We start from the raw sequence: 15,148 nt of genomic DNA, 5'->3' as shown, positions 1-15,148 counted from the left end.
TTTGGTCCCCTGCCTTTCATTCTTTCCTATACTAAAGATACGATTTTCTGCGCGCCGTCAGCCATGGATTCCGCAGATGTAATATTTAATCCTGATTCACTAAGGATTTTCTTCCCTAGATCCACGTTTGTTCCTTCAAGACGGACGACAAGCGGCAATGTTAAACCGACTTGTCTTGTCGCTTCAACAACCCCTTCTGCGATAACATCACATTTCATAATGCCGCCGAAAATGTTGACGAAAATCCCTTTAACATTTTGGTCAGAAAGAATGATTTTAAATGCTTCCGTGACTTTTTCTGCGGTTGCGCCGCCCCCCACATCAAGGAAGTTGGCCGGCTCTCCTCCATAATGTTTAATGATATCCATCGTGGACATCGCAAGCCCTGCGCCGTTTACCATGCATCCGATATTTCCATCAAGGGAAATGTAGCTCAGATCGTATTTAGACGCTTCAATTTCTTTTGGATCTTCTTCATCCAAATCTCTATATTCCATAATATCTTTTTGTCTGTATAATGCATTGCTGTCAAAATTTAATTTCGCATCAAGTGCCATCACATTCCCGTCTCCTGTTACAACGAGAGGGTTGATTTCGGCAATTGAGCAGTCTTTCTCCACAAACGCTTTGTATAGTCCAAGCATAAATTTAGCAGCTTTCCCAACAAGCTCTTTTGGAATATTAATAGCGAATGCAATTTCTCTAGCTTGATAGCCTTGGAGGCCAACAGCCGGATCAATGACAGCCTTTTTGATTTTTTCCGGTGTTTTCTCTGCTACTTCTTCAATTTCTGTTCCGCCTTCTTCAGAGGCCATCAGAACAATTCTTGAAGTGGCACGGTCAAGCACTAATCCCACATAGTATTCCTTTTTAATATCGCAGCCTTCTTCAATAAGTAAGCGTTTTATTACTTGTCCGTCCGGACCCGTCTGATGCGTAACGAGGGTCTTACCTAAAAGTTCTTCGGCATACGCTCTTACTTCTTCTAATGATTTTGCTATTTTTACCCCACCAGCTTTGCCTCGACCGCCAGCATGAATTTGAGCCTTTACGACATAAACCGAGCTGGATAAGCTCTTTGCTTTTTCAACTGCTTCTTCTGCTGTAAAAGCCACTTTACCTTCAGGAACAGATACCCCATATTTTCTGAGGACTTCTTTTCCCTGGTACTCATGGATATTCATTTCCCATCCTCCTAACTTATGTAACAAAACTAAAAATAGACTGCGCTTTCATTCTATATAATACTGGAAGAATTGTCTAGAGTTCGATGCAAAATCTTAAAATCCTTCTAAACATTCAAACTTTTATTTTATTAAAAACATAAATTTCAAGCGGAGAATGGGGAATATTTCGGCTATTTTTTATTTTTTACACTTTCGTCCAATCTGTAAATGAAAGAAAAAATCTCGGCTACCGTTTCATAAAGAGCTTCCGGGATCTGGTCATCCACAGTCAAATGGCGCATTAATTCGACAAGGGTCCGATCTTCTTGGATCGGGACCCCCGCCTTTTTAGCTTCTTTGATAATGTTGTCAGCAACATAGCCCTTTCCGGTTGCAATTACTCTTGGCGCCTTATCTTTTTTTTCATCATAATGGAGAGCTACGGCTTTCCTTAAAGGCGTTTGCTCGTTCATATTTTCACATCCACTTCCTGATCACTGATGCTTGTTATGTATTGATCAATTGTAGCCATTTCATCAGATCGAAGGCGCTTTTTAGCGTTAACTCCTGAAAGACTGTAGCCCATTTCTTTGAGCGATTGCTTGAGGGTGGGCACCATTGGATCGATGGCAGGCTGAAGCTCAAAATCCGTCTCAATTGTAATCGTCATGACTTGCTGCTGTATCAGGCAGTCAACAACCGTTTCTTTTAACGTATCCAATTGCAGTAAAAACAGGAGCCGGCAATGGGAAGGATCGAGCTTTCCATCCGCTTCTTTTTTTCCTTTAAAAAGAACAGTCATGTCCTGAACCCCCGATTTTGAAAACATCGGAAATGACATCACAATTTGGCTGTATGAAGGATGATCCTGCTGCATGAGAAGCTGACCGTTCAATTTATGAAAGAGCTGATCCGCTTCCTGTTTGACAGGTTCCGCTAACTCATGTGACGCTCTGGCGGCATGCAGAGCCATCTTGACTGATTGAATATCATCAGGCAGCACTGCGGTGCCTTGTTCAAACGCTTTAATAAATGCAAGCTCATCTCGCGCGCCTATTGCCATTTTTACTTTGGATAAAAAGGAAAGAACATCTGCCTTATCCGTTAAATTAGGAGCTGTCTGCTGAACAGCCTTTAAAAATACATCGGCTTCTTGATCCGTGACTCGTGCGGCCTGCAAAACAGAAGCTGCTGCCTCGGGCTTATTTTGACTAGAGGAAACAACAGCCTTTATCCAATTCGCTGCTTCTTTTACGATTGAATTGCCGTTTTTATCCGCAGCTTCCGTCAGTTTGGCCAGCAGCCTTCCTGCTTCTTTCATTGGAATGTCTGAGACAGTTTTAGCAGCACCGTCTCGTATGTTTCGCTGCTGCTCCTGCGGGTTTACAGGTGCCCAGTTTGCCTTTCCTGCGGAGCCGTCTGCTGCACTAAGCTCCCGGTTTCCGGCAGTACTGACTGAAGAGGCAGATCTGGTATGATCCGTTAACGAGAAAAGCTTCTCGATAAGACGTTCTGCATGGATATCTGTTTCGCTATTAAATAGTGCTGTAACGGCTTCTCTTAGCTTTGTCAGCGCCTGGCTCGGCTGAGGATTTTCATGAATAGCCTGAATCAGCTGAGATAAGTGCTGATGCAGCGGTACAGGCGATTTGACAGCATGAACTCCGCTCAAAACATCGGGATGAACGGGGAGATCTCGCTTTAAGGTAAATAAAACTGTTTCAATGGCTTTTTTTGTGTCTGACGCAGGCAGCGTGTTCATCCAGCGGACAGCTGTTTTGATATCATTTTCTGTGATGGGTGTTTTGCTTTTCAGCATTGCGCCTGCCATCATAAGGGAGGCGTTTGACGGCTTCACTGAAATAGCGTTCAGAAGCTTGCCCGCTGCATCCTGAATTGTTTTGGGATTTTGGTCAAAGCTTTGAACGACCTGGAGACGGCCTGTCTGTTCCGCTGGTTTTTTTTCGTAGGAAAACCAGTAATACGCCTGAGGACGAAGCTGGGTTTCAAGTTTGCCTTGAATCGTTTGATTCCCTACTTGGATCAGTGCATGCTGGTCCCCTAATAAACGAAGTACTTTTCCTAAAAGGAGACGCTTTACGGCATTTGATTCGTCGGTTGTATGTGATGTTTCCTGCGGAGCTGCAGTGTTACCAAAAAGGTTTTTGAGCGCCTGCTGTACATCATTTCGTATGTTCATTTCAAAAAGGTGCCTCCTTGTTCATTAGATTATCTGTAAGATTGAACAGGAGCGAAAGTTTTCCGGTGTAAATCGGTCGGCCCGTAGGCTGCGAGCGCTTCAAGATGCTCTTTTGTCCCATAGCCTTTATTTTTTTCAAAGCCGTACTGCGGATACTTTTCTGCATATGCGCTCATCATCCGGTCCCTCGTCACTTTCGCAATACACGCACCTGCAGCGATAGATACGCTTTTGGCATCGCCTTTTATAATTGAAGACTGAGACGTATCGAGCGGCAGTGTCATCGCGTCAACGAGCAAATAATCGGGTGTATCGGACAAATCGCGGATTGCTTCGACCATTGCCAATTTTGAGGCTTCATAAATATTGATCTCATCAATAACAGCTGCTTCTACAATTCCTATACCGACTGCCACAGCTTCTTTCATAATGAGATCGTAATATTCCTCACGCTTCTTTTCTGTAAGCTTTTTTGAGTCTGTGAGTCCAAGTATTTCGCATTCCTCAGGAAGGATGACTGCGCTGGCGACAACCGGTCCTGCCAATGGGCCCCGGCCTACTTCGTCTACTCCTGCAATAAAACGAAACCCCTTGTTTCTCGCAAGCCTTTCATAGGAGGTCATATTTATCCACTGTTCTTTTAACGCTTTTTCCTTCGCGTGCTTTTTCAGCCATTGCTCTACAAGCGCTTGTACGCTTTTTCTCGGATCATTTTCACACTGGACAAGAAATGGGTCCTGGTCATCTTTTACCCCTTGCAGACGGTCTCTAATGTCTTTTACGGTTAATGTATTCACTTTCTCTTCTCCCTTACTGTATGTATCGGTCGGGTCAGGAAAAAATAAAGACCCGCATTTCTGCGGGTCTTTACATCGTCGGCTGTTCGAATGACAGCCTCCCGAACTTTTCTGTGCGGATATCACGAATAATCACTTCAGTCGTTTTATCGTAGTTAATAAGCCCCCCGCTCATGAGGCAGCCGCGTTTTTCACCTATCGCATCAAACAGCTCCGCGATGTCTTCGGGTATCTCATCGAGCCCGTAGCGCTCTTTAAGCCGTTCAGGATAATGTTCTTCGAGAAAACGGAGGCCAAACACGGCTACATCCTGTAGATTGATAATCGAGTCTTTAATAGCCCCCGTGACTGCTAGCCTCAACCCGACAAGCTCGTCCTCAAATTTAGGCCATAGAATCCCCGGAGTGTCTAAAAGCTCTAATTCTTTTCCGACTTTGACCCATTGCTGAGATGTTGTGATACCCGGTCTGTCTCCGGTTTTCGCAATATTTTTCTTTGCCAGCCGGTTGATAAGCGTTGATTTTCCGACGTTCGGAATGCCGATGATCAGCGCCCGGATCGCCCTTGGCTTCACACCTTTTGCCCTCATCCGGTCAAATTTCTCCTGCAGGATATCTTTTGAAGCCGGAACGATTTGATTTAATCCTTGGCCGTTTACAGAATTAATGGACAGAGAGCGGATTCCTTGGTTCTCAAAGTGCTCTTTCCACTGCTGTGTAACTGCCGCATCTGCTTTGTCAGCTTTATTTAACAGCATAATCCTCGGCTTATTTTTTAAGATGTCTTCAATCATTGGGTTTCTTGAGGACATCGGAATTCTGGCATCTACCAATTCATATACGATATCGATTAATTTTAATTTTTCGGTTACTTCCCGTCTTGCCTTTGCCATATGGCCAGGGAACCACTGGATTGTCATGTGACACGAACACCGCCTTTATCTTCTGAGTGTGCAAGATTCTTAGTTGTTCTTTATGTATTTTACGATGCCTGACCGGCATTTTCAAATTCTATATAAAAAAAGAGCTTGTTACTGGTAACAAGCTCTTTTCGTTCGTTATCATTATCGTCTGATTTCTTTAATACGAGCCGCTTTTCCGCGAAGTTCACGTAGGTAGTAAAGCTTAGCACGGCGTACTTTACCGTAACGTACAACTTCGATTTTCGCGATTTTTGGTGTGTGTACAGGGAAAGTACGTTCAACGCCAACACCGTAAGAAATCTTACGAACTGTGAACGTTTCGCTGATTCCACCACCACGACGCTTAATCACAACACCTTCAAAAATCTGGATACGCTCACGGTTACCCTCAACAACTTTTACGTGTACACGTAAAGTGTCACCAGGACGGAACGTAGGAAGATCAGTACGAAGCTGTTCTTTTGTGATATCTTCAATTAGTTTTTGCATCGTTTTCAACTCCTTCCAACAGATGCTCTTGGCCACAAAACCCGGCACAGCGGAACATCGTTTTCAAGCTTTCAACGGATAAGCCCGCTCAAGCCACAAGTAGTATCTTACCACAATTTCATAGCCTATGCAATAAAATCTATTCTTTTTCCCATTCAGAAATCCATTTTCTTTCTTGCTCTGTAAGCGGATAGTCTTTCAGGAGATCCGGGCGTCTTAAATAGGTTCTTCTGATCGATTCTTTATTCCGCCATTCTTTGATTTTAGCATGGTTTCCTGATAGAAGTGTTTCAGGCACTTTTAAACCTTTATAATCTGCCGGTCTTGTATAATGCGGATGCTCCAAGAGCCCCGTACTGAACGAATCCTCTATGTGGGAAGCCTCTTTGCCAAGCACTCCCGGAAGCAGCCTGACAACACTGTCAGCAATCATCATCGCAGGCAGCTCACCGCCTGTCAGAACGAAGTCGCCAATTGATATTTCATCGGTCACCAAATGCTCACGGATTCGCTCATCATAGCCTTCATAATGGCCGCAGATAAACAGCAAATGCTCTTCCTTTGCCAATTCCTCGGCTTTTTTTTGAGTGAAACGCTCACCTTGCGGGCAAACGAGGATAACGCGCGGCGGACTGTCTGCTTTTGAGGTCAGATCCTCAACCGCGTCAAAAACAGGCTGAGGCTTCAGCACCATACCTGCTCCGCCTCCGTAAGGATAATCATCCACTGTATTATGCTTGTTATCAGAATACTCCCGGAAATTGACGATCTGGAACTGCACTGCTTCTTTTTCTTGGGCTTTTTGAAGAATGGATGAACCGAGCACCCCTTCAAACATGTCAGGAAACAGCGTCAAAAAATCGATTTTCATTCGTCTATTAATCCTTCCATGAGTTGAATCTCAATTTTCTTTTCGCTGACATCAATCTGTTTGACGACTGATTCAATGTAAGGGATCAGCGCGTCTTTTTTACCTTTACGCTCGATTACCCATACATCATTGGCTCCCGGTGTTAAAATTTCTTTCACCTTTCCGATCAGTTCGCCTTCTTCAGTAAAAACTTCACAGCCGATAATTTCGTGGAAATAAAATTCTCCCTCATTCAATTCACCCAAATCCTCTTCCGGAACTTTGATGATGGCGTTTTTCAGTTCCTCTACTTCATTCAGGCTTTGTCTTTCTTTAAACTGCAGCAGATGAAATTGCTTATGCAGCCTGTACGTGTTTACCGTTACCTCTATCGGTTCTTGGCGGCCGTCCATAAACAAATACAGCGTGTTGCCCGGCTTGTACCGTTCTTCGGCAAAATCCGTTTTTGAAATGACCCGCACCTCGCCTTTAATTCCGTGGGTATTTACAATTTTACCGACATTAAACCATCGCTTTGTCATATGATCACCTCTGGCGAATTTCAATTACTGTTCCGTCTTTTATGACGATGGTGTTTGCTGCTGTTTTCTCATGCCAGTCATCCCCGACTTTAATGGTCAGCAGCGCATCGATTTCCTTTTCTTTCATTTCACTGCCAAGCGGTAATGTATGTACTTGGGTAATTTGAAAATCGATCATTTTCATATTATCTTTTCGTTTTTCTATTGCCTTTTTAAATTGCTCAATTACATCTGGGTTCTGCTGTTCTTTTTCATGTTTTCTAAGCTGAAAATAGAGCTGGCTGCATTCTCGTTCAAGCATTTGCTTCTTTTCTGTGAAAGTAGATAACAGCTTTTCTTTGCTGTGCTCGGTTAAGACTTGCATAACGGCTACACGGTGAATAATTTGCATCGCACCAAGCTCCCTGCTTTTAAAACTTTTTCAAGACCAGACGTTTCTATCTTGTCTTATCTTCTATCAGTTTACCCGTTTTTTGCGTGTAAAAAAAGGGGAGGTGCCGGCCCTCTCCCTTTTAGTCAAATATTTCAAATTGAACTTTCTTAGAAGACTGTGCGCCAGCTGCAAATACAGCTGTTCGAATCGCTTTTGCAGTCCGGCCTTGCTTACCGATAACTTTACCGGTATCTGACTTATGAACAGATAAGCGCAGCGCAATCTTTTGATCGGTTTCTTCTCTTATGACCCGAATGTCATCTGGATGATCAACAAGCGGTGTCACAATCGTGACAATCAAATCTTCCAAGTGTTGATCAGTCATTACTTGCCTTGTTTAGCGTTGTGGAATTTTTCCATGATTCCTTGGCTAGAGAACAAGTTGCGAACTGTATCAGATGGTTTCGCTCCAGTTTGAAGCCATTTAAGAGCAAGCTCTTCATCGATTTTTACTTCCGCTGGTTTTGCAACCGGGTTGTAAGTGCCGACTGTTTCGATGAAACGGCCGTCACGCGGTGAACGAGAATCTGCTACAACAATACGATAGAAAGGAGATTTTTTTGCTCCCATACGTTTTAAACGAATTTTTACTGCCATTTTACTAGCACCTCCGAAAATATTTCAACAAGATAGTATATTAACAATGATAAAAGTGTTTGTAAAGTGTTTTTTCTTAACAACGGTTTTATCATGTATAACCGATTACATAAAAGGTAACTTAAATCCTTTTTTCTTTCCTTTTGACATGTTTGTCATTTGCTTCATCATTTTTTTCATTTCGTCAAACTGCTTAAGCAGACGGTTGACTTCCTGTACGGACGTCCCGCTTCCTTTTGCAATCCGCTTGCGCCGGCTGGCATTAATGATATCCGGCTGTTCTTTTTCAAGAACAGTCATCGATTTAATGATCGCTTCCACATGATTCAGCTGCTTTTCATCAACTTGAATATTTTTCAAGCCTTTCATCTTACCTGCACCCGGCATCATTTGCAGAAGCTCATCCAGAGGCCCCATGTTTCTGACCTGCCCGAGCTGCTCGAGAAAATCGTCCAATGTGAAGCTCATTGTTCTCATTTTTTGTTCCAGCTCTTTGGCCTTGTCTTCATCGACGGTTGCCTGAGCTTTTTCAATCAATGTTAACACGTCACCCATGCCGAGAATCCTTGATGCCATGCGTTCAGGATGGAAAGCCTCTAATGCATCAAGCTTTTCGCCTAAACCGGCGAATTTAATCGGCGTGTTTGTCACCGCACGAATGGAAAGTGCGGCACCCCCGCGCGTGTCTCCATCAAGCTTCGTTAACACAACACCGGTTAAACCGAGCTGTTCGTTAAAGCTTTTGGCTACATTCACGGCATCCTGCCCGGTCATTGAATCGACAACCAGAAAGATTTCTTCCGGATTCGCGATTTCTTTCACTTGGGTCAGTTCATCCATAAGCTCATGGTCGATATGCAAACGGCCTGCTGTGTCCAAAATGACATAATCATAGTGTTCTTCCTTGGCTTTTTCAATAGCCTGCTTGGCTATTTCTACAGGGCTGACCTGATCACCAAGGGAAAAAACAGGCATGTCGAGCTGCTTGCCGAGCGTTTCCAGCTGCTTAATTGCAGCAGGACGGTAAATATCGGCAGCAACCAGCATCGGTTTGCGATTGTGCTTTTTGCGCAGCAGATTTGCAAGTTTACCGCTTGTTGTCGTTTTACCGGCACCCTGGAGACCAACCATCATAATAACAGTTGGCGGCCGCTTCGCGACGGCAATTTTGCTTTCTTCGCCGCCCATCAGCTCTGTCAGTTCCTCTTTAACGACTTTAATGACCTGTTGGCCGGGCGTCAGGCTTTTCATGACGTCTTGGCCTACAGCCCGTTCACTTACTTTTTTCACAAAATCCTTTACTACTTTAAAGTTAACGTCAGCCTCAAGCAGCGCAAGACGAACCTCACGCATCATTTCTTTTACATCTTGTTCGCTGACTTTCCCTTTTCCGCGGATTTTAGAAATCGTCTGCTGCAGTCGGTCGGCTAATCCTTCAAATGCCATAGTTTGCCGCCTCCTAATCTAATTTCTCAAGCGCTTCAATCAGAGCTGTAATTTCTTCCTCTTCTTTAGAACCGGAAGCAAGCTCCTTCAGCTTATTAAACATCTCTTTACGCTCCTGAAACTTTTTCAAAAGGAGCAGCTTTTCTTCATATTGTTCAAGCATCGCTTCTGTTCGTTTGATGTTATCATAAACAGCTTGTCTTGAAACCTCATATTCTTCGGCTATTTCGCCAAGGGAGAAATCGTCCAAATAATAAAGAGACATATAGCTCTTCTGTTTAGACGTCAACAACGACTGATAAAAATCAAACAGATAATTCATTCTCGTTGTCTTTTCGAGCGACATATGAGCTCTCCCCTTTGTTAAGTCAAATCCCTTTACGATAACTTAGTTTACATGGTTTTAATGTGAGTGTCAAGTTTTTATCTTGTCAAAGGAATGATAACTTTTTCCAATATTAACTAAACAACATCCGAATTATTCCGATATTTTATATGAACCATATTTAAAAGGAGGATTTCACATGAAAAAAATCGGTTTATTGTTTATGTTATGCTTGGCTGCCGTGTTACCATTTATTTTTCCCGCCCAGCAAGCAGCTGCGGCCGGAGTCCCTTATAAGGCCTCCATCTCAAATATTAGCACGGACGGAGGCGTGTACGGCAAAATCAATTACGGACAGGGCCAATTTTGGCGAGTTAAGTACAATATTACGATAAGCGGTACATTGCTCGACGAAAATGGAGTGCCAGTGCCAAACACACCAGTCAGCTTCGAAGCAGATACGAAAGTCGGGAATACAACAAAGACAGCTGCAGGAACAACCGATGAAAACGGAAAGTTTGACATTCCAATGTATTTAGGACCTGCCGCTGGCTACTACACGTATTACACATCTGTTTCCGTTCATTACTACGACATCATCCCATTCAGGGTTTATTCCGGTGATGCGAGATTGCTATCCACTGATAACAGCCTTTATCATTTCGCCTATCAAGTGAGACGATAACAAAAACAGCCCCCTAGGGTTTTGGGGGCTGTCTGTCTATAATCGGTGAACCCAAAAATATTAATCCTCCGCTTTTTCCACTAAATCTGAAAAGAGGCCGTATACGTAAGATTCAGCGTCAAACTCCTGAAGATCATCAACTTTTTCTCCTAATCCGACTAATTTAACCGGGATATGAAGCTCGTTGCGAATCGCAAGGACAATACCGCCTTTTGCAGTGCCGTCAAGTTTTGTTAAAGCAATTCCTGTTACGTTTGTTGCTTTCGAGAACTCCTTCGCCTGCGCCATTGCGTTTTGGCCAGTCGTGGCATCAAGGGCGAGCAGCACCTCATGAGGCGCTTCCGGCACTTCTCTTTCGATAACACGCTTCACCTTTTCGAGCTCCTTCATCAGGTTTACCTTGTTTTGAAGACGCCCTGCCGTATCACAAATTAACACATCAGCTTCTCTCGCTTTGGCAGCGTGAACAGCATCATAGATGACAGCCGCAGGATCGCTGCCGGCCGCCTGTTTAATGACAGGCACACCAGTACGTTCTCCCCATACTTCAAGCTGTTCAATCGCTCCTGCTCTGAAAGTGTCTCCGGCAGCAAGTACAACAGACTTTCCTTCTTGCTTTAGTTTATGAGCAAGCTTTCCGATCGTTGTCGTTTTGCCGACTCCATTTACGCCGACTAGAAGAATGACATTTAAACGCCCTTCCTGAATGTTCAGCTCAGATATTTGTTCGTCTCCGCTGTTATAAATCTCCACCAGCTTTTCAGAAATAACAGACTGCACTTCCTGCGGATCTTGAATATTTCTGCGCTTCACTTCTTTTTTGAGCTCGTCTATCAGCTCCATAACCGTTGTAAAACCGACATCAGCACTGATCAGAACCTCTTCAAGCTCTTCGAAGAAGTCCTCATCAATTTTACGGTAACGGGACACGAGATCATTCACTTTATTTTGAAAGGAGTTTCTCGTTTTTTCAAGGCCGTCCTTAAATTTTTCAGATACGGAATCTGTCTGCTTTGTGATTTTCTCTTTTAATTTTTTAAAAAAACTCATCTTATAACCTCTTTCCTCGTTACTGAACGAATTCTTTTGTCTCTTCCAGCTTCACTGAGATGACCTTAGAAACACCTGACTCCGGCATTGTCACGCCGTAAAGCACATCGGCTTCCTCCATAGTGCCTTTTCTGTGGGTAATCACAATAAACTGGGTATCGGCGCTGTATTTTTTCAAATACTGCGCAAACCGGAACACATTTGCTTCGTCAAGTGCTGCTTCTACCTCGTCAAGAACACAAAAAGGCACAGGGCGTACCTTTAAAATTGAGAATAAGAGCGCAATAGCAGTAAGCGCACGCTCTCCGCCAGACAAAAGGTTTAAGTTTTGCAGTTTTTTTCCCGGCGGCTGCGCGATAATTTCTACTCCGGAATGCAGCAGATCATTCGGATCGGTAAGCCTTAATTCCGCTCGCCCTCCTCCGAATAAGGAGCGGAAGACTTGATCAAAGTGTGAGCGGATTTGGACGAATGTGTCGTTAAAGCGTTTCGTCATCTCTTCGTCCATTTCCTCAATCACTTGAAACAGGGTATTTTTTGCTTCTGTTAAATCTTCTTTTTGCTCTGACAAGAATTGATAGCGTTCGTTAACCCTCTCAAACTCATCTATGCTTCCGAGGTTTACCGTTCCAAGCTCTTCTATTGCGAGTTTAATCAGCTTCACGCGCTTTCGTGCTTCCTCAGGATCTGTTTCAAGCTGGTATTTCTCTTTGGCTCCCTCAAAGGACAAGCTGTATTCTTCCCGCAAGTATTGCAGCAAATTATCAAGCTCGACTTCCATTCGGCCTAGTTTTACTTCTTCGTCTTTTAAGAGCGTTGTTTTTTGTTTATACAGGCGCTTCATTTCTTTCAGCTCGCGCTCATACGTATCAAGCCCCTGCTGAAGTTTGATCCTCTGGTCGCGCCTTAACGCAATCAATTCAATTGTTTTTGTTTTGTCATTTAATTTATGTTTTGCGGCCTCTTCCAGTTTTTCTTCGCCGCTTGTGCTTGATGACATTTCTGACGTTAAGAAGCTTAGGTCCTCTTTCGCCTCTTTTAAAGCAAGCTCTGTTTCTTGGAGCTCTTTCTTTAATCTAGCGAGGTTGTCCTCTTCGCTCTGACATGCTTGCTCTTTTTTCGCTGCTGCGATCTTCAGCTCAGTCAGCTCATTGGAGAGAGACTCTTTTGTAGAGGACTGTGTCTGTTTTTGTTTTGTCAGTCTTTCAATATCCTCTTCAAGCTGTTTCATTCTTTCAGATACGGAAGAAAGCTTTTCTTCCAGCTCGCGTTTGCGCGCTTTCTTCTCTCGATCGCTATCTGACAGAGCTGATTTTTCTTGATCATAGAGCTCTAAGTGAGTATTGATATTCTTCTCAGCAACTTGAAGCTCATACAGCTGGCCTTTCACATCCTGCTGCTTCACTCTTAAGCCTTCCCCGGCCTCTCTTAAATCAGCCAGTTTTTTCTCCATCTCCTGAATGGATTGCTTAAGGGTTTTGACCTCTTGTTCAAGCTGCGCTGTTTTTTCTTCCATCTCAGCCAGCCGCTGGGTGACATCCTCAAGTTCCCGGCTTCTTCCTAACAGGGAGTTGTTTTTCTTTTTAACGGCGCCCCCCGTCATTGAACCTCCAGGATTTACGACATCGCCCTCGAGAGTTACGATTCGGTACCGGTGCCCAAGCAGCTTCGCAAGCTCGTTTGCGCCTTTTAAATGCTCTGTAATCAAAACGGTGCCGAGCAGGTTTTGAATGATACGGCGATACGCGGGATCAAATGTGACAAGATCACTGGCAACCCCGAGAAATGACGGATGCTGCTTCGCAGTTGCCACGTCCCTGCTTTGAAGCTGACGGTCTTTGATGACAGAAAGCGGCAGAAATGTCGCCCGGCCGAACGAATTCTGTTTCAAATATTGAATTGCTTTACGGGCGGACTGTTCATCCTCGGTCACAACATGCTGTGCTGAAGCTCCGAGTGCTATTTCAATAGCCGTTTCATACTTTTGTTCTGTTGACATCAGCTCAAGGACAGCCCCGCGAATTCCGCCAAGCCGCTCTTTCGCTTTCAGCACCTCTTTAACACCCTGATAAAAGCCGGAAAAATCTCCCTGCATTGTCTCAAGCATGTCTTTTTTCGACCTCGCCTGCTGGACGTATTGGTATGCTTGGTAAAGAGCAGATTCATTTTTCTCATACTGACGCTTTTTCTGTTCGTATTTAACCTGCATTTCTCGATACGTGCCGACTTGGCTGTGAATCTCCTGCTCTATGCGGGCAAACTCGGTTTCACATGCAGCTTTTTGGGCGGTAATATCGCGCCGTTCCTGCAGATGCTTTTCATTATTATCAGCCAGCCTCTGTTGGATAACTGCTGATTGGGACATCTGGTCATCGAGCAGCTGGAGCTCATTGCGAATCGATGCCTGGCTGTTTAACAGCTCAAAGTAATCGCTTTTCAGCTGCTCAATTTTCTCTTCGACATTTTCATTGTGAAGACTGAGAGCCTGCTGCTTTTCCTTCACCTGTGCTTTTAAATCTTTGACTTCTGTCTGAAGCGCTTCAAAGACAGCTTCCTGCTTCGCAAGATCTTCTTTCAGCACAGCTTCTTTTTGCTGAAACTGTACGATGGCTTCTTCAAGCTGTTCGCGGTTTTGCACAGCGTTTTTTTTGCGTTCTTTCAGTACTTCTTTGCGCCCCTCCAGCTTTTCAAGCTCCTCACTTGTCACAAGCAAGACTTGCTGGAGCTCGTTCACTGATTCATCGAGCGCTTGAATTTTGTCGCGCGCATCTTCAATTTTCGCTTCTTTTGCTGATATAGCAGACGATTCAGCAAGCTCTTCTTCCTTTGCGGCTTGCACTTTCTCCTGAAGGCTTGACCATTTGGCGTGCAGTTCTTCAATATCATAAGCGGTCAGCGCAATTTCAACGTGCTCAAGCTCTTTCTTTTTCTCCAGGTAGTCTTTCGCGATTGAGGCCTGTATTTTAAGAGGTTCAACCTGACCTTCCAGCTCATGTAAAATATCTTCTACCCGATTTAAATTATCCTGGGTTTCAAACAGCTTGTTTTCTGCTTTTTTCTTTCTCGTTTTGTATTTGAGCACCCCGGCTGCTTCTTCAAAGATACTGCGGCGGTCCTCCGCTTTGCTGCTCAGGATTTCTTCCACTTTCCCTTGGCTGATAATCGAAAATGCTTCTTTTCCAAGTCCTGAGTCCATAAATAAATCAATAATATCTTTTAAGCGGCACGGCTGATTGTTAATTAAGAATTCACTCTCGCCAGATCTGTACACACGCCTTGTGACACTGACCTCGTGGAAGTCAATCGGCAAAAAATGATCGTCATTATCAAGCGTAAGCGTAACTTCGGCAAGATTTAACCGTTTTCTCGAATCACTGCCGGCAAAAATAATATCTTCCATTTTTCCGCCGCGAAGGGAACGTGCTGATTGTTCTCCAAGAACCCAGCGAATAGCGTCTGTGATATTGCTTTTTCCGCTTCCGTTCGGGCCGACAACCGCAGTGACGCCTTTTACAAAATCAACGGAAATCCGTTCTGCAAATGATTTAAATCCTATAACGTCTAAACGTTTGAGGAACATAGCGATCCTCCTTATGTAATAAGTATTTCAATTTTATCATAAACATGGATGAAATAAGACGGCAAA

At 44.0% G+C, this 15,148-nt stretch carries 16 protein-coding genes; 1 reads left to right on the top strand and 15 read right to left on the bottom strand.

The window, feature by feature from the left end:
• Window positions 1–26: 26 nt before the first annotated feature.
• From sucC to NST56_RS09090, 13 genes are all read right to left on the bottom strand, one after another.
• A complete protein-coding gene (gene sucC, locus NST56_RS09150; RefSeq protein WP_010334235.1) occupies window positions 27–1,184 on the bottom strand; it encodes an ADP-forming succinate--CoA ligase subunit beta in 1,158 nt (385 codons plus the stop codon).
• Between the two features lie 173 nt (window positions 1,185–1,357).
• A complete protein-coding gene (locus NST56_RS09145; RefSeq protein WP_010334234.1) occupies window positions 1,358–1,639 on the bottom strand; it encodes a FlhB-like flagellar biosynthesis protein in 282 nt (93 codons plus the stop codon).
• Window positions 1,636–3,366 (bottom strand): hypothetical protein, encoded by a 1,731-nt coding sequence (locus NST56_RS09140; protein WP_339181444.1) that lies wholly within the window; start codon window positions 3,364–3,366, stop codon window positions 1,636–1,638. Before NST56_RS09140 ends, NST56_RS09145 begins: the two co-directional genes overlap by 4 nt.
• Window positions 3,367–3,395: 29 nt before the next feature.
• Window positions 3,396–4,163 carry a ribonuclease HII gene (locus NST56_RS09135; protein ID WP_168747810.1) on the bottom strand — a complete coding sequence of 256 codons (768 nt, stop codon included), beginning with the start codon at window positions 4,161–4,163 and terminating at the stop codon, window positions 3,396–3,398.
• Between the two features lie 70 nt (window positions 4,164–4,233).
• Window positions 4,234–5,082, bottom strand: coding sequence for a ribosome biogenesis GTPase YlqF (gene ylqF, locus NST56_RS09130; protein WP_010334231.1), 849 nt, complete (start codon window positions 5,080–5,082; stop codon window positions 4,234–4,236).
• Window positions 5,083–5,226: 144 nt separating this feature from the next.
• Window positions 5,227–5,574 (bottom strand): 50S ribosomal protein L19, encoded by a 348-nt coding sequence (gene rplS, locus NST56_RS09125; protein WP_010334229.1) that lies wholly within the window; start codon window positions 5,572–5,574, stop codon window positions 5,227–5,229.
• A gap of 139 nt (window positions 5,575–5,713) precedes the next feature.
• Window positions 5,714–6,445, bottom strand: coding sequence for a tRNA (guanosine(37)-N1)-methyltransferase TrmD (gene trmD / locus NST56_RS09120; protein WP_010334228.1), 732 nt, complete (start codon window positions 6,443–6,445; stop codon window positions 5,714–5,716).
• Window positions 6,442–6,966 carry a ribosome maturation factor RimM gene (gene rimM, locus NST56_RS09115; protein WP_010334227.1) on the bottom strand — a complete coding sequence of 175 codons (525 nt, stop codon included), beginning with the start codon at window positions 6,964–6,966 and terminating at the stop codon, window positions 6,442–6,444. The genes trmD and rimM overlap by 4 nt, the downstream gene beginning before the upstream one ends.
• A gap of 4 nt (window positions 6,967–6,970) precedes the next feature.
• Entirely contained in the window at window positions 6,971–7,357 is a 387-nt protein-coding gene (locus NST56_RS09110; RefSeq protein WP_268450196.1) for a YlqD family protein, read from the bottom strand.
• A gap of 121 nt (window positions 7,358–7,478) precedes the next feature.
• A complete protein-coding gene (locus NST56_RS09105) occupies window positions 7,479–7,724 on the bottom strand; it encodes a KH domain-containing protein (protein WP_024121381.1) in 246 nt (81 codons plus the stop codon).
• The gene (rpsP, locus tag NST56_RS09100; protein WP_003220815.1) at window positions 7,724–7,996 is read right to left on the bottom strand and encodes a 30S ribosomal protein S16; all 273 of its coding nucleotides are present in this window, start codon (window positions 7,994–7,996) and stop codon (window positions 7,724–7,726) included. Before rpsP ends, NST56_RS09105 begins: the two co-directional genes overlap by 1 nt.
• Before the next feature lie 105 nt (window positions 7,997–8,101).
• Window positions 8,102–9,442, bottom strand: a complete 1,341-nt coding sequence (ffh, locus tag NST56_RS09095) for a signal recognition particle protein (protein ID WP_024121380.1) — start codon at window positions 9,440–9,442, stop codon at window positions 8,102–8,104.
• A gap of 13 nt (window positions 9,443–9,455) precedes the next feature.
• Window positions 9,456–9,788, bottom strand: a complete 333-nt coding sequence (locus tag NST56_RS09090; protein ID WP_003238590.1) for a putative DNA-binding protein — start codon at window positions 9,786–9,788, stop codon at window positions 9,456–9,458.
• 178 nt (window positions 9,789–9,966) lie between these two features.
• Here NST56_RS09090 and NST56_RS09085 point away from each other — a divergent pair, with 178 nt between their 5' ends.
• The gene (locus tag NST56_RS09085) at window positions 9,967–10,452 is read left to right on the top strand and encodes an Ig-like domain-containing protein (RefSeq protein ID WP_339181439.1); all 486 of its coding nucleotides are present in this window, start codon (window positions 9,967–9,969) and stop codon (window positions 10,450–10,452) included.
• A gap of 60 nt (window positions 10,453–10,512) precedes the next feature.
• Here the strand turns inward: NST56_RS09085 and ftsY are convergent, their stop codons facing one another.
• Both ftsY and smc read right to left on the bottom strand, forming a co-directional pair.
• Complete coding sequence (gene ftsY / locus NST56_RS09080) at window positions 10,513–11,502, bottom strand: signal recognition particle-docking protein FtsY (RefSeq protein ID WP_044155917.1); 990 nt, start codon at window positions 11,500–11,502, stop codon at window positions 10,513–10,515.
• A 19-nt stretch (window positions 11,503–11,521) separates the two neighbouring features.
• Window positions 11,522–15,082: a chromosome segregation protein SMC gene (gene smc, locus NST56_RS09075; protein WP_339181435.1), complete on the bottom strand. Its 3,561-nt coding sequence runs from the start codon at window positions 15,080–15,082 to the stop codon at window positions 11,522–11,524.
• Window positions 15,083–15,148 lie beyond the last annotated feature (66 nt).

Origin of the sequence: Bacillus sp. FSL R5-0560 (assembly GCF_037966305.1) — a bacterium.
GTDB classification, from domain to species: domain Bacteria; phylum Bacillota; class Bacilli; order Bacillales; family Bacillaceae; genus Bacillus; species Bacillus mojavensis.
The sequence above is the reverse complement of the archived record's forward strand: the minus strand, read 5'-3'. Positions and strand labels throughout refer to the sequence as shown.

What these genes read in the sequence shown, in the direction of transcription:
- sucC (WP_010334235.1), bottom strand. Translation starts at nt 1,184, where the DNA reads ATGAATATCCATGAGTACCAGGGAAAAGAAGTCCTCAGAAAATATGGG.
- ffh (WP_024121380.1), bottom strand. Translation starts at nt 9,442, where the DNA reads ATGGCATTTGAAGGATTAGCCGACCGACTGCAGCAGACGATTTCTAAA.
- NST56_RS09085 (WP_339181439.1), top strand. Translation starts at nt 9,967, where the DNA reads ATGAAAAAAATCGGTTTATTGTTTATGTTATGCTTGGCTGCCGTGTTA.
- NST56_RS09145 (WP_010334234.1), bottom strand. Translation starts at nt 1,639, where the DNA reads ATGAACGAGCAAACGCCTTTAAGGAAAGCCGTAGCTCTCCATTATGAT.
- rplS (WP_010334229.1), bottom strand. Translation starts at nt 5,574, where the DNA reads ATGCAAAAACTAATTGAAGATATCACAAAAGAACAGCTTCGTACTGAT.
- ftsY (WP_044155917.1), bottom strand. Translation starts at nt 11,502, where the DNA reads ATGAGTTTTTTTAAAAAATTAAAAGAGAAAATCACAAAGCAGACAGAT.
- NST56_RS09110 (WP_268450196.1), bottom strand. Translation starts at nt 7,357, where the DNA reads ATGCAAATTATTCACCGTGTAGCCGTTATGCAAGTCTTAACCGAGCAC.
- smc (WP_339181435.1), bottom strand. Translation starts at nt 15,082, where the DNA reads ATGTTCCTCAAACGTTTAGACGTTATAGGATTTAAATCATTTGCAGAA.
- trmD (WP_010334228.1), bottom strand. Translation starts at nt 6,445, where the DNA reads ATGAAAATCGATTTTTTGACGCTGTTTCCTGACATGTTTGAAGGGGTG.
- NST56_RS09090 (WP_003238590.1), bottom strand. Translation starts at nt 9,788, where the DNA reads ATGTCGCTCGAAAAGACAACGAGAATGAATTATCTGTTTGATTTTTAT.
- rpsP (WP_003220815.1), bottom strand. Translation starts at nt 7,996, where the DNA reads ATGGCAGTAAAAATTCGTTTAAAACGTATGGGAGCAAAAAAATCTCCT.
- rimM (WP_010334227.1), bottom strand. Translation starts at nt 6,966, where the DNA reads ATGACAAAGCGATGGTTTAATGTCGGTAAAATTGTAAATACCCACGGA.
- NST56_RS09105 (WP_024121381.1), bottom strand. Translation starts at nt 7,724, where the DNA reads ATGACTGATCAACACTTGGAAGATTTGATTGTCACGATTGTGACACCG.
- NST56_RS09140 (WP_339181444.1), bottom strand. Translation starts at nt 3,366, where the DNA reads ATGAACATACGAAATGATGTACAGCAGGCGCTCAAAAACCTTTTTGGT.
- ylqF (WP_010334231.1), bottom strand. Translation starts at nt 5,082, where the DNA reads ATGACAATCCAGTGGTTCCCTGGCCATATGGCAAAGGCAAGACGGGAA.